At 44.2% G+C, this 12353-nt stretch carries 14 protein-coding genes; 7 read left to right on the plus strand and 7 right to left on the minus strand.

Translation table 11 applies throughout. From position 1 onward, the window contains the following. The first annotated feature begins 134 nt into the window (after positions 1 to 134). The 3 genes from VHA02S_RS10500 to VHA02S_RS10510 are packed head-to-tail and all read left to right on the plus strand — an operon-like array spanning position 135 to position 1740. A complete protein-coding gene (locus VHA02S_RS10500; RefSeq protein ID WP_038897592.1) occupies positions 135 to 368 on the plus strand; it encodes a hypothetical protein in 234 nt (77 codons plus the stop codon). Positions 369 to 427: 59 nt separating this feature from the next. After that, entirely contained in the window at positions 428 to 934 is a 507-nt protein-coding gene (locus VHA02S_RS10505) for a P-loop nucleotide/nucleoside kinase family protein (RefSeq protein ID WP_009697382.1), read from the plus strand. A gap of 32 nt (positions 935 to 966) precedes the next feature. Beyond that, positions 967 to 1740 (plus strand): nucleotidyltransferase domain-containing protein, encoded by a 774-nt coding sequence (locus VHA02S_RS10510; protein ID WP_009701136.1) that lies wholly within the window; start codon positions 967 to 969, stop codon positions 1738 to 1740. An 89-nt stretch (positions 1741 to 1829) separates the two neighbouring features. Here VHA02S_RS10510 and VHA02S_RS10515 read toward each other — a convergent pair whose 3' ends face one another. The 3 genes from VHA02S_RS10515 to VHA02S_RS10525 all read right to left on the minus strand — a co-directional run bounded on the left by VHA02S_RS10515 (position 1830) and on the right by VHA02S_RS10525 (position 4389). Next, positions 1830 to 2405: a nucleoside triphosphate pyrophosphohydrolase family protein gene (locus VHA02S_RS10515; RefSeq protein WP_005445519.1), complete on the minus strand. Its 576-nt coding sequence runs from the start codon at positions 2403 to 2405 to the stop codon at positions 1830 to 1832. A gap of 108 nt (positions 2406 to 2513) precedes the next feature. Next, the gene (locus tag VHA02S_RS10520; protein WP_038897590.1) at positions 2514 to 3095 is read right to left on the minus strand and encodes a DUF1415 domain-containing protein; all 582 of its coding nucleotides are present in this window, start codon (positions 3093 to 3095) and stop codon (positions 2514 to 2516) included. An 82-nt stretch (positions 3096 to 3177) separates the two neighbouring features. Then, a complete protein-coding gene (locus VHA02S_RS10525; protein WP_017190306.1) occupies positions 3178 to 4389 on the minus strand; it encodes an MFS transporter in 1212 nt (403 codons plus the stop codon). 112 nt (positions 4390 to 4501) lie between these two features. Between VHA02S_RS10525 and VHA02S_RS10530 the strand changes: the two genes are divergently transcribed. Next, positions 4502 to 5371 (plus strand): LysR family transcriptional regulator, encoded by an 870-nt coding sequence (locus VHA02S_RS10530; protein WP_038897589.1) that lies wholly within the window; start codon positions 4502 to 4504, stop codon positions 5369 to 5371. A 66-nt stretch (positions 5372 to 5437) separates the two neighbouring features. On the opposite strand, the gene VHA02S_RS10535 is transcribed toward VHA02S_RS10530, so the two are convergent. The 4 genes from VHA02S_RS10535 to VHA02S_RS10550 form a co-directional block, all read right to left on the minus strand. Beyond that, the gene (locus VHA02S_RS10535) at positions 5438 to 6457 is read right to left on the minus strand and encodes an FUSC family protein (RefSeq protein ID WP_038897588.1); all 1020 of its coding nucleotides are present in this window, start codon (positions 6455 to 6457) and stop codon (positions 5438 to 5440) included. Positions 6458 to 6590: 133 nt separating this feature from the next. Next, a complete protein-coding gene (locus VHA02S_RS10540) occupies positions 6591 to 7592 on the minus strand; it encodes a DUF2955 domain-containing protein (protein ID WP_038897587.1) in 1002 nt (333 codons plus the stop codon). Further along, positions 7582 to 8688, minus strand: a complete 1107-nt coding sequence (locus VHA02S_RS10545) for an HlyD family secretion protein (protein ID WP_038897586.1) — start codon at positions 8686 to 8688, stop codon at positions 7582 to 7584. The genes VHA02S_RS10540 and VHA02S_RS10545 overlap by 11 nt, the downstream gene beginning before the upstream one ends. Positions 8689 to 8973: 285 nt before the next feature. Continuing rightward, positions 8974 to 9201: a glutaredoxin family protein gene (locus VHA02S_RS10550; protein WP_005439862.1), complete on the minus strand. Its 228-nt coding sequence runs from the start codon at positions 9199 to 9201 to the stop codon at positions 8974 to 8976. Positions 9202 to 9340: 139 nt separating this feature from the next. On the opposite strand from VHA02S_RS10550, the gene VHA02S_RS10555 reads away from it, so the two are divergent. The 3 genes from VHA02S_RS10555 (at position 9341) to VHA02S_RS10565 (ending at position 12335) form a co-directional block, all read left to right on the plus strand. Further along, complete coding sequence (locus tag VHA02S_RS10555; protein WP_038897585.1) at positions 9341 to 9856, plus strand: YgjP-like metallopeptidase domain-containing protein; 516 nt, start codon at positions 9341 to 9343, stop codon at positions 9854 to 9856. Continuing rightward, on the plus strand, positions 9843 to 11018 hold the full coding sequence (gene rlmF / locus VHA02S_RS10560; RefSeq protein ID WP_038897584.1) for a 23S rRNA (adenine(1618)-N(6))-methyltransferase RlmF: 1176 nt from the start codon (positions 9843 to 9845) through the stop codon (positions 11016 to 11018). The genes VHA02S_RS10555 and rlmF overlap by 14 nt, the downstream gene beginning before the upstream one ends. A 195-nt stretch (positions 11019 to 11213) precedes the next feature. Continuing rightward, positions 11214 to 12335, plus strand: a complete 1122-nt coding sequence (locus tag VHA02S_RS10565; RefSeq protein ID WP_038897583.1) for a GGDEF domain-containing protein — start codon at positions 11214 to 11216, stop codon at positions 12333 to 12335. Positions 12336 to 12353: the final 18 nt, after the last annotated feature.

The following is a 12353-nucleotide window of genomic DNA, read 5'->3' on the forward strand; positions in this document are numbered from 1 at the left end:
GTAAATGGGAAGTGTTTTATGCCAAAGAGGGCAAATGTGATTCAGAGCCTGATCGTAGGGCATTTTGCGGGTAAATTTAGCTGTAAGTTTCTTCTCTTGTTGGAGAGCTAGCACTTCTTTTGAGGACCGATAGTATGTTCCAAAGTCTCCTTCTAACTGAGATCCTTACATCTGAGCTGAAAAACAACAATTTAATTGTTGAAACAACGAGTTGGCCGCCAAAATGCAATAAGCTCATTGTATTGCAATATCGGTTTGCCAAATCATATACTTTGGTCAATTATCGAGAATTGGAAGATGGGCATTATTGGTTCGCAGAGTACATTGATGGTGACGAATGTTTGGCATGTCGCTTTGATGTTCTTTAGCATCATTCTTTTGAATCATGTATTTCAAGCTTATGGCATTTAATAGAGAAGGAGTTCATTTGACGATTCCTACCTTGTACATTTTTTCTGGTCTTCCTGCGTCTGGTAAGTCGACGTTAGCAAAGCTATTAGCCGCAAGAGTTGGCGCGATGTATGTACGCGTCGACACTATAGAGCAAGGTCTACGTGATTTGTGTCATTTCAAGGTTGAAGGTGAGGGTTATCGGCTAAGTTATCGGATCATCCGAGATAACCTTGAACTTGGGTTGAGTTGTATCGCTGACTCTTGTAACCCCATAGAGCTTACACGGCATGAATGGCAGCAAGTGGCAACAAGCATGTCCGCTCACTTTGTTAACATAGAGATAAGTTGCTCGGATGAGAATGAGCATAAACAACGTGTTGATTCTCGTAAGAATGAAGTTGAGAACCTGCAGCTACCGAATTGGCAACAAGTAAAAGCTCGTCACTACGAGGCTTGGAAGACGGAAGTCGTCAAGATTGATACGGCAGCAGACAGTATCGAAACGTCGTTTGCCAAATTGGTCGAAAAGCTTGGTATTTGAATTTAGCATTCCTTTTATGATGGAGATTCGCCATGCACAAGCGAGATAATGGTCTCGATGCCCAGGGCTTTATCCGCAATGACTGTTCACCAGAAAATATTCAAATAGAGTTCCAACCAGTTGTTGAGGTCGTTGTTGGTGAGTTGATAACGCAACTTCCAAAACAAATAGATGGTATCTACTTGTACGGCAGCGTTCCCAGAGGCACAGCAATGCTGGGGCACTCAGATCTCGATGTTTCCGTAATACTGACCGCACCGGTGAGTCAAAATGAACTGGGCATATTCAACAAACTGTCTTCAAGCATCCCCAAAGCTTATCCGCAAATAAGCAAACTTGATATTGACCCAGGTGAGCGTCATCGTGTTCTAGACCCAAAAGAAAAATACCATTGGCAATTTTGGCTCAAACACTGTTGCTGCTGCATTTGGGGAAATGATTTATCAAAAGAGCTTGTGTCACATAAACCAAGCTTTGAAATCGCTGAAGCTCTCAATGGTGACCTCGCGGTTTTTTTGGAGCAAATGAGTGGTCGTTTTGCGCAAATGAGTGACAAAGCGGTAGCAAAAGTGATTGGTAAGAAGTTGATAAGAGCTGCCTACTATTTTGTCGCTGAGAAGGACGGCAGTTGGTACATCAACTTGCCTGAATGTGTCGAAGTAGCGAGAAAATACTACCCAAATCAACATCAAGATATTGATCTTGCTTACCAATGTGCAATAGGCAACATAGCGTCCAAAATAGATGCCATCGCACTTTATCAGCGGTTGAGTCAACACATCAATGCTAGGGCTTTGCAAAGTTGATTGTTTATCAAGAACGCTCAGAATAAAAAGCGCCCACAATATCGAGTATTGTGGGCGCTGAATTTTATCTGTAGTGCCTAATCGACGACTTACTGTGTAAGTGGCTTAAGGTCTGCAGGGCGGTAGTAAACCGATTTTAGAACCTTACCTTTACGTACCGTTTTGCCTTCAGATACAAAATCTTCTGCGCATTTCGCAATGATGTATTCGCCTTTTTGAACCGCCATCAGCTTGATGCCTTGTTCAGCGTAGAACGCTTCTGTTTCTGCATATTCTTGCTCGTTACGGCACACTTTGCTCATGTTGCTTGAGTGCACTTCGTCCCAGCAAGGGATAAAGTCGATACCACGGTTCACCGCTACGTTAAGCAGTAGATCGATCAGGTAGCTGATCGCTAGGTTATCTTCAACTTTGCTGTCACCAAGGTGTACTAGACGACCCATTAGAACGTAAACGCTGTCAATGATTGCGTCTGCTTGCTCGGTTTTGCAATCCGCTTCCGCTAGTTCAGTAAGCTCTTCGATCGCAAGAGAAGTGTGTAGTGTATCTGCTTGTGCATCTAGGCTTGCAACATCCGCCACTGGTAGGTCGAAAGTGCTACGGAACTCGGTGATGTCACGGTATAGGTGATCAAAAATCTCTTGGGTTAGCTTTGACAGTTGCATTCTAATGTCCATTGAATCGATTGAAGTCGCAATCATATCAAACCGAACTTTAATCCCCAAGCGATCCCATTCTAACTGGTTAGAATTCTGTCTCTTGGGGAGTGAGTCTTAGCGAAATAGGTAAGGGAAGAGCTTCTTACGTTCTTCCTCTGAAAGCGCTGAAACACGTGCAATATTGGTATCTGGAATGGACTCTGGATCAGGGTAGTGCTTAAGTACCTTTTCCATGCTCTCCTCACGGATCAAATGAAACACTGGGTATGGAGAGCGATTCGTCAGGTTTTCATCATCTTCTGGTTCTGCACCGCCAAAGCAGTAATCAGGATGGAAGGTGGCAACTTGGAAAATGCCTTCCCAATCTTGCTGTTTGATCAAACCTTCAACCCAATCAATGAAGAAGTTGTAATCCCAGAAATCTTGCAGCATGTTTGGAACCACAACCAAGGTTGTCTCCAGTTTTTCTGGCTCGGTATTACTGAGCTCGATCAGTTGCAGCAAAATGTCTTCAAGTAGAGCTTCTTCTTGCGAGGCTTCACTAACGAAGATTTTGATTTGTTTATTGCGCTGTGGCTTAGCAGCGAACGGGCAGAGATTTAACCCGATCACGACATCATTGAGCCATTGATTGACTTGCTCTGTGATCGTATTGATATCGGTGTTTGGTGATTCTTGTGTTGAGCGCGTTGGCATACGACTTTCTTGCTTTTATGAATGTGGCGCAAGCATAGCAGACCAACGCCACAACATAAAATCAATAGGGCTTAACGCCTTGCTAAGCAGTTATATCTGCGTTATCGCCAGCATCAATTCGCTCTGTAATGTGTTTTAAGAATGCGATAGCAGCGAACATGGCAATGTACAGTGTGCTACCGCCGATGAGTACACTCGACCAACCGCCGTTTTGCCAGCAATAGAGCAATAGGAATCCACCTAAACTGCCGCCAATATAGTAATGCACGAGATACAATGCGGTCGCCGTTGCTTTTGCTTGTGTCGCGTTTTGTCCAACCCAGCCGTAAGCAAGTGTGTGAGTGAAGAAGGCGCCGAAGCTGATCAACAGCAAGCCTGTCAGCATCGCAGGTATGCTTTCAATCACCGCAATCCACATGCCAGCCATACTGACGATAGAGCCTAAAAACATGCCAAGTATCGGTGAAAAGCGTTTACTCCAATGTCCGGCACAACGGGAAGAAAACGTACCACCCAGGTAGCAAACAAAGATGAGAGAAGCTAACCCGACAGGCACATTATGTGGCGCACTGACTAAGCGGAATCCCATTACCGAATAAAGATTAACGAACAACGCAAAGTTCAACCCGCCAATCAGCATGGCAAACCACACACGTTGATTTTTGAAGTGTCCGATAATAGCTCGATTGTGATGCCTTAAACTGCTCGAAGAAGGGGTGAAGTTTTTCTGTTTTGGCAGCAAGTAATGCACGCTGACCACGCCGATAAGGGTGAATAGCATCATAACTTCGATGGCGACATCGATGCTAAAGTTGTCTGCCAACAAACCTCCGCTGATACGCCCTGCGATCCCTCCCAATGAATTGGCTGCGATATAAGTACCGATCGCCATTGAAAATGCGTGTTTATCTAGCTCTTCCGCCATATAAGCAACGGCAACAGCAGCAAACGCTGCAAGCGCAACACCGATCAAAGCGCGGCACACGACTAAGAACAAAAACGAATCGCCAAGCAGCATTAATGCGGAGATAGCAGGGATCGAAAACAGACCAAACATCATTACAGGTTTGCGCCCAATCGATTCAGAGAGCACAGCCATCGGGACCAAGCTAAAGGAGAGAGCCAGTGTGGTAGCGGCGAATAGCCAGTTGACCTGAGTTTCCGAGATCTGGAAGTGCGCCGCAAAGCTTGGCAGCATCGGCTGAAGGAGATAAAGGTTCGAGAAAACCAAAAATGAGCCGAGCGCCAGAGATAGCGTAATGCGTTTGTATTCCGGAGTGCCGAAACTGACCATGAGTCCTGCCTAATGCGAGCGAGCAAATATAAAGAAACTGTGATCAATCTATCAGTTAGTTGTGGATTGAAAAAATATATTAAAAATATGGTTGGTATATATTTTTGATCTAATGGAATCGAAACAACTCAAACACTTTTTGGCGGTCGCGGAACACGGCAACATTACTCATGCAGCTAAGGCTTTGCACATTGCTCAGCCAGCGTTAAGCATTTCAATTAAGAAGTTCGAACAGTCTCTTGGCGTGATGCTGTTTCGCCGAGAAGAAAAGAAAATCAGCTTAACCAAAGAAGGGGAAACCTTGTTGGTTCACGCTAAGCGAGTGATTCAGCAGTTACACGATGCGCAGCTAGCGATTGATGAGCTCAAAGGTTTAGCCAAAGGGGAGGTGCGCCTTGGTACGCCTTCAATGATGGGCAGCTATTTTTTCCCTCGAATTGTCATGGCGTTTAAGAGCCAGTATCCAGATTTAAAGCTGACGCTGGTGGAGGCGGGCACTCAGTCTATCCGTCGAATGTTACTTAATGGTCAGCTCGATATTGGCGTGATCAGCTGTGACGATGTACCAGAGGACTTAGAAACTGACCATCTGTTTACTAGCCAAATGGTTGCCGTTGTGGCTCCGGAACATGATTTAGCTCAGCGTAATGCCATCACATTTGATCAGTTTTTCGAGCATGATTTGGTGATGTTCCAACATGGCTACTTCCACCGAGAATTCTTAGACCACGTCAGTGAAGAGCATGGCTTTACGATGAAGTCCTCATTCGAAACCAACTTGCTGCCGCTCATTCTGAGTATCGTTAAACAAGAATTTGCTATTACTGCGCTCCTAGAATTGGTGACACAACATGAGCAAGGTGTAGTGGGTATTCCATTTGAACCTAGCGTTAAGCTCGACCTTGCACTTGCGTGGCGTAAACAAGGCTATCTATCTATCGCCGACCGAACTTTTATTGACTTTGTGAAGCGGTATGTTTGATTTGCATCCAATTAAAACCAAACTATTCAATGGAAAGCCTCCCTTTAATTGGGAGGCTTTTCTTTTTTATGCAGTTATCTCTTTCTCATTAAGTGGTATCAAAACCCCAAGAGCCACCATGGCAGCGCCACCGATTACGGTGAACAATACTCGCTGCGAAAAGATCAATTCAGCCATTTCCGGATTAAAAGGACCTACCGATACAGTAAGAATAAGCAGCATGATACAAGCCGTGGCAATGGTGTAGTTGTGTTCGAGATACACAAGGATGCCGTAAAGCGAAGCGATGATCGAAACCCACATGGCTATTGTCATTGCCATGTCGGAGTTGAACGAGCCCAATAGCAACCCCACAGGTAAATAAACTAATGCGCCAAGCAAGGTTCCGTTCAAACGTTGCCAAGCTTTCGGTGCTAAATCTTTGCTGAACGGGCTGTGGATCATCATAAATAGGTAAGCACCTAAAACGGCTCCTGTGCCACCCCATATACCTAACGACAGCACCAAGCCGATTCCTAGCGCTTTGCGGCTGGAGTACTTGAGATCAACACGACCAATTTTATGTGTCGTGTTCATCGAGCCATTCTGGGCGTTGGCGTTTTTCCAAACCAGCGTACTAGCAATGATCGCCACAGTGATGCCAAGTACAACCGATACTGAGCGTTGGAGTATGAGTTCTGTGGCTGGGATATCTACTGGCATCATCATCGATAACAACATAAACGTCAGCGGCAGAATGTACTTTGGTACTCCTTGGTGGTGTTTATCGCGCTCTGTTATGACGAGTAAGAAGGCAAACAGCGCACTAGTAAAAGGCGCATAAGTGATAGGCACCATGGAAAGTGGTACCGCAATTAATGTCATGACCAAAGGATGAAGGCTACCTAGCAGGGTGTCTTTTGTCGTACTGAATTTGAGATTGTATAGGTAGTGGATGATTCCCACTTCCACCGCCACAAAAGCTTCTCCGACATCATAAAAATACGCACTGATGATAAGCAGCACGATAGAAAGCAAAAACATGCGGTTGCCTAGCACAAGGTAAGGCTTTGGTGGGATGAATTTTTGAGCGAGTGAATCGAGCATGGCGTATTTCCCATCCTTCAGTGAATAACAATATGGAAGGTATGAGATTACCAATTTGATGAAATATTCATTGCCAGTTAGCGACAATAGTGATGAAAGCTTGAGCAGCATAAAGTGCTCAAGCTTAATGCGACTACGCGGTCTTCTTGTCGCGAGATTCGAAGAAATAGGTCACAAATACCATGTAGGCAACGACCAACACTAACTGCCATATCCGAACGTAAAACTTATCGTCTAGCGCACCGCTGCTCATGGAGGTACCCATTAACACCATAAAGCCCGTAAATGCAGTGGCGTAGACTGGGGCTTTGGCGGGCTCGGTGTAAATCTTGGTCCCAAGTAACGTAATAACCACCAACATCACTAGCATGTAGATGTACATATTTGGCACCAGAGAAATGGTAACGAAAGCGGCGAAAGCGAGTAGTCCTCCTAACACATTACTGATAACAAAAAACAATGATGTTTTGCCCGCTTTGTCGCTGGTTGCCATCAGAGAAAGCAGCATGACAAACGCAACGGTGAGTAATATTTGTGACAGTTGGAAATAGAAATAAAAACAAACCAAGGGAAACGACATCATCCAAGCTCGAATCGCAGCATTCCAACGAACTTCTTGAGTTAGAGGGGAGGGAGGGAAGCCAGCAAATTCAGTCGCATCCTCTTCTGGGAAGTAAACATGTGACACCCCGTAAAGCGCTACGGCGACGATACCAGAAAATGCAAAACCGATGCCCACGTCTAACGCGGCTTGCTTGTCTATAATGGTAACCGATGGAATCAAGATCAGGGCAATCATCAAGAAAGTGGCAAACATTACCCATTTTGGATCGGTAAATAGGTAATAGCTCCACAACATGCCCAACGACAGTACGGCCAGAAAACCTATTTTGTACTCTGGCAAGCCGCTCGATACCAAAAAGCCAATGACCGCGGTGGAGATCAACGCATAGCCAAGTTGTTTGACATGCAGGATATGAAACTGGGGTTTATCGACGATGAATTTTGCCGTCAAAAGAGGCGTACAAAATGCCAAAGACCAGTTAAACCATAGCGCGATAAAAGTAGCCAAACCTACGGTGACAACATAGCGCAGTATTCGACGTTCTTGTGCTTGAGTCAGACTATCTAACATAAGAGAACACGCTCACTAGATTGATCCAAATCTTACCCAGAAAGTTAAATAGAGCGTTGCTCTCTGTGTAGATCACCACATCTGCTTGTCCACCGATGCGCATGAAGTCAGCCGCATGTTTATCATCGAGCTTAATGGTCACGGGCATACGTTGTGTATCGCGCAGCCAACCATTTTGATTTTTCACGGTGGCTAAGGTGCCTGGCTGATTATTCGCGCCCCATGCAACCCCTAAATCTACTGAAGATACTGTGCCAGAGAAGGTTTGTCCGGGAGCATAATCGAGTGCAATTTCAACTTTATCTCCGGCGTTAATGTTGCCCATGCTGTTTTCGCGGAAGAAGGCTTCAAGCCATAAACCGTCGCTTTCAACAAACGTCATCAAGGGAGAACCTGCCGTGGCATAAGCACCTTGCGACAAATTAAAATTGGTCACAGCGCCATCAGAAGGTGCTCGCATTGTCGTGCGTGATAAGTTCAGTTGCGCTTGTTGCAGTTCTAGTAAAGCCGATTGGATCTGAGCGTTCTCTTCACCTGCCGCTCCCACCTGAGCTTTTGCTTTTTCTAGGTTCGCTTTGGCGTTAACGACATCGGCATTCGCTTTATCAATGGCTGCGCGAGTTGTATCTGCATCTGATTTTGAAACCACGCCTTTTTCTGCCATGGCTAAAACTCGTTGCCCTTGACGTTTAGCATTTTCTTGTGCCACGAGCGCGGTGGTCAATTGAGCTTGTGCTGACATCACACCTGCCATTTGCGAGCCAACATTCTGTCCTGCGATCTTGAGCTTTGCTTCTGCTTGCTTGACCGCAATCTGGTGATCGGTGGTATTGATTTGCAGTAGCACATCGCCTTTTTTGACTTGGGTATTTGGTTTAATGCTGATGCTGTCTACTTGGCCAGAAACTTGTGGGATCAATGAGACGACATTGCCTTCCACACGGACATTATCGGTTGTCGGAATGATGCGATCTGCCACTATCGCTGTACCAATGGACACCATAGTGAGTGCCAATAGTGCATTGGTTGTGCGCTTGACCTTATTAACCGGTTGCGGCGTCTGGCTTACTTGGTTTTCTGCTGCTGTCTCTGACATATAAACACTCACTAATGATGAAGAAAGATGGTCAGAGTTCTCCATCGACGCAAGCTAGGCGCGAATTAAACTGAGACCAGTTCGTTTGAGCGTTAAAATACAATGTGTAAGGAAGTAAAAATTGCCATTATGCGACATTCGGAAATTTTGCAGAGTAGTGGTTTGAATAAGAGCGACAGACAAAGAAATAGGGCGGGCAGATAGAAAAAGAGCCTCTCTTTGGAGAAGCTCTTTAGGGTAGAGATAACGTGACTAAGTGATCAAACAAATTGATTAATATGTCACTTAGTTGCTGTACATTTTTTCAAAGTTCTTTGGATTCCAGCCAATCATGACTCGATCGCCAATCTTCAGTACAGGTACAGAACGAGCCCCCAGAGCATCGAGCTCTTTGCGTCCGCGTTGCATTTTTGCATTGCACAAGCGGTAGTTAATATTTTTCGAATCAAGATAACGTTGAGCATCTTTGCAGTGCGGGCATTTGTCTTTGACGTAAAGAACGACACGTTTCATTCAATTTCTCTCCATTATCGTCGGGAGGCGAAGTTTAGCGAGGTTTCGCAACAAAGGAAAGCTTGAAACCTAAGATGAAACTCTTGCTCATCTCAGGTATATTTAGCGCCTTTCTTTTGTCATAGCAGACTTAATACGCATGCATCCGTCACTTCGATATATTCAAGGTTATCCGCAGAACATTGTCGAGCAAGTCAGTTCACTCGTCGACAGTGGTAAACTGGTGCCTTGGTTCGAAAAACGCTACCCAGATAGACACCAAATCAAAAGCGAAAAGGCACTCTACGAATACGCAATAGCGATCAAAAATCGCTACATGAAGAAAGCCGCGCCAATTAGCAAAGTGGTCTACGATAAGAAAATTCACGCTGTAAACAATGCGCTTGGTTTGCATAGCGTGATAAATCGTAACCATGGTGGCAAGCTGAAATCGAAAAATGAGATTCGCATTGCGAACGTGTTTAAAGATGCACCTGAAGCGTTATTACGCATGCTGGTGGTACATGAGCTGGCACACACGCGTGAGAAAAAACACGACAAAGCCTTTTACCAACTGTGCTGTTATATGGAACCTGAGTATCACCAACTCGAATTTGATGCTCGTCTGTTTATGATTTACCTCGATTTAAAAGCGAATTCGAATGAAGACCAATAATCACAACGCGAAACAAGCTCAGCCAAAAACGGCGAAGTCTAAGCCGAGCAAAGAAGTCACCAAGATCAAACCAAAGCGTGTGAAAAATAAACCAACAGCAAAAGCTGCGAGTGCGGCAAAAAGCACTGGTCTGAAAACTAACGCCGCGAACAAAAGCAGCGATGTGGAAGTGATCAAAACTGCCAAAAGTGGATTGCATGAACGTAATGCACATCGAGGTCGCTACGATTTCAAAAAGCTAATCACAGCAGAGCCTCAGCTCAAATCATTTGTGATAAAGAATCCGAAAGGGGAAGACTCAATCAACTTCTCTGATCCAAAAGCCGTCAAGATGCTCAATAAAGCATTGCTGGCGGCGCATTATGATATTGAATACTGGGATATTCCTGATACTTACTTATGTCCGCCCATTCCTGGGCGTGCGGATTACGTTCATCGCGTAGCAGAGTTGCTTGATAGTGAAGTAAAAGGCAAATACGCACACCATAAGGTGCGAGCACTTGATGTGGGTGTAGGGGCAAACTGTATTTACCCAATCGTAGGTGTGACTCAATATGGATGGCATTACACTGGTAGCGATGTTGACGCAACATCGATTGAATCAGCACGAGCAATCACAGAACGCAACGCCTCGTTAAACGGTAAGATCGAATTGGTACAACAAACCAGTGAGTCCAATATTTACCGTGGTATTATCCAACCAAACGATCGCTACGATATTACGACTTGTAACCCACCATTCCACCGTTCAGCTGAAGAAGCCGCGATGGGCAGTCAGCGTAAGCTAGATAATTTAAAAGCGAATCAGCGTAAGAAGGGGGTGAAGGTTCAAGCTAATCAAGCGAAAACGCCTCAAGTAAAAGCCAATAAACCCGCGCTTAACTTTGGTGGGCAAAATGCTGAGCTATGGTGTGAAGGTGGTGAAGCTACTTTCATCCGTAAGATGGCGAACGAAAGCCAAGCATTCAGTGCACAAGTGCTCTGGTTTACCACGTTAATCTCAAAGAAAGACAATGTTCGTCCGATGCGCAAACAACTTGAAAAGTTGGATGTAAAAGCGATCCGAATCGTGGAAATGAGCCAAGGACAAAAAGTCAGCCGTTTTATCGCTTGGTCCTACATGGACAAATCGCAGCGTAAAGCGTGGATTGAATTAAAGTAGTTATCCAGCAAAGCTGTTCAAATAATTAAAAAATAGCACCACTTTGTTGGTGCTATTTTTTAACAAGAAATTCATTAATTTAATAATTATAACAAGTTTATTTTCTCTTTATGTCAAATTATATGGTAGGGCTATCAAGTTAAAATAACATGGGGTACTATCCAGTAAAGAAATAATATTTATATATGCCCAGCGATGTCCGATAACGAACTGATCATCTTCCCTTGGAATCACAATTTTGAGACAGGGATGAAAAAGATTGATGAACAACATTACCATCTATTTTTATTGGTGAATAAATTAGCTAATACGTTGATTTATGATGACCAGATTGAAGTAGACGGCGTATTTAGTGAGTTAAAAGACTATGCTCAATATCACTTTTCATATGAAGAAAGTGTATGGAATGAATACTTTTCTGATGATATTTGGAATGATGAGCATAAGAAGAGCCATGCCTCTTTTGTTGATGAAGTCATAAAAATCCAAGCGGAGTCGAAAGATCTCAACTGGCAAGAATCTATTGAGCATATCCTACAGTTCTTAGTGCGTTGGCTCGTGTTCCATATTATTGGTGACGATAAAAAAATGAGCGTGGCAGTAAGAGAGTTAGAGTCGAGTGACTCTTTAGAGGCGGCGAAAGTGAATGCTGTCGACACTTTGCAAGGTATCAATGGCTTGGTCGCCGATACTGTACTTAAAATGTATTTTGAGGTATCAAGTCAATCTATTGAATTAGTGAGAGAAAAGCATCGTCGCTTTGTTGCTGAGAAAGAATTGAGATGTCTCAATAAAAAGCTGCAAGAACTCGCTATTACTGATGAATTATCGGGTCTGTACAATCGCCGATACTTCAATATCATGACGCCAGATATTCTTAATAAAGCACAAGACACTAACCAACTCGTCAGCTTTGTATCCATTGATTTAGATTACTTTAAACAACTAAATGATCAGTTTGGTCATCTAAAAGGGGATGAAGCGATCACCAAAGTAGGCGCATTGTTGTCTGCTCACTTTAATGACCTCGATGACATCGTGTTTAGAATTGGTGGGGAAGAGTTTCTAGTTGTGATTGTAGGGTCTGAACATAAAACCTCAATCAACCGCGCAGAGGCGTTTAGAAAAGCCACAGCCGAGCTTTCTATTATTTGTGAAACCAGTGCTCAAAGTCACATATTAACCAGTTCAATTGGTGTGTTCACTCAGTGTCCAGAACCGAATTTGGATATTCGTTATTACTTAGATAAAGCAGACCAGTGCTTATATAAAGCAAAACTCAATGGTCGAAATATTGTCATCGCAGACGAGATATAAACGATATTAGCTGCGGTG

The organism is Vibrio harveyi NBRC 15634 = ATCC 14126 = KCTC 12724, from assembly GCF_001591145.1.
Classification (GTDB): Bacteria; Pseudomonadota; Gammaproteobacteria; order Enterobacterales; family Vibrionaceae; genus Vibrio; species Vibrio harveyi.

Excerpts from the sequence above, each read along its gene's own strand:
- VHA02S_RS10500 (WP_038897592.1), top strand. The coding sequence starts at position 135 with ATGTTCCAAAGTCTCCTTCTAACTGAGATCCTTACATCTGAGCTGAAA.
- VHA02S_RS10510 (WP_009701136.1), top strand. The coding sequence starts at position 967 with ATGCACAAGCGAGATAATGGTCTCGATGCCCAGGGCTTTATCCGCAAT.
- VHA02S_RS10515 (WP_005445519.1), bottom strand. The coding sequence starts at position 2,405 with ATGCAACTGTCAAAGCTAACCCAAGAGATTTTTGATCACCTATACCGT.
- VHA02S_RS10520 (WP_038897590.1), bottom strand. The coding sequence starts at position 3,095 with ATGCCAACGCGCTCAACACAAGAATCACCAAACACCGATATCAATACG.
- VHA02S_RS10525 (WP_017190306.1), bottom strand. The coding sequence starts at position 4,389 with ATGGTCAGTTTCGGCACTCCGGAATACAAACGCATTACGCTATCTCTG.
- VHA02S_RS10530 (WP_038897589.1), top strand. The coding sequence starts at position 4,502 with ATGGAATCGAAACAACTCAAACACTTTTTGGCGGTCGCGGAACACGGC.
- VHA02S_RS10535 (WP_038897588.1), bottom strand. The coding sequence starts at position 6,457 with ATGCTCGATTCACTCGCTCAAAAATTCATCCCACCAAAGCCTTACCTT.
- VHA02S_RS10540 (WP_038897587.1), bottom strand. The coding sequence starts at position 7,592 with ATGTTAGATAGTCTGACTCAAGCACAAGAACGTCGAATACTGCGCTAT.
- VHA02S_RS10545 (WP_038897586.1), bottom strand. The coding sequence starts at position 8,688 with ATGTCAGAGACAGCAGCAGAAAACCAAGTAAGCCAGACGCCGCAACCG.
- VHA02S_RS10550 (WP_005439862.1), bottom strand. The coding sequence starts at position 9,201 with ATGAAACGTGTCGTTCTTTACGTCAAAGACAAATGCCCGCACTGCAAA.
- VHA02S_RS10555 (WP_038897585.1), top strand. The coding sequence starts at position 9,341 with ATGCATCCGTCACTTCGATATATTCAAGGTTATCCGCAGAACATTGTC.
- rlmF (WP_038897584.1), top strand. The coding sequence starts at position 9,843 with ATGAAGACCAATAATCACAACGCGAAACAAGCTCAGCCAAAAACGGCG.
- VHA02S_RS10565 (WP_038897583.1), top strand. The coding sequence starts at position 11,214 with ATGTCCGATAACGAACTGATCATCTTCCCTTGGAATCACAATTTTGAG.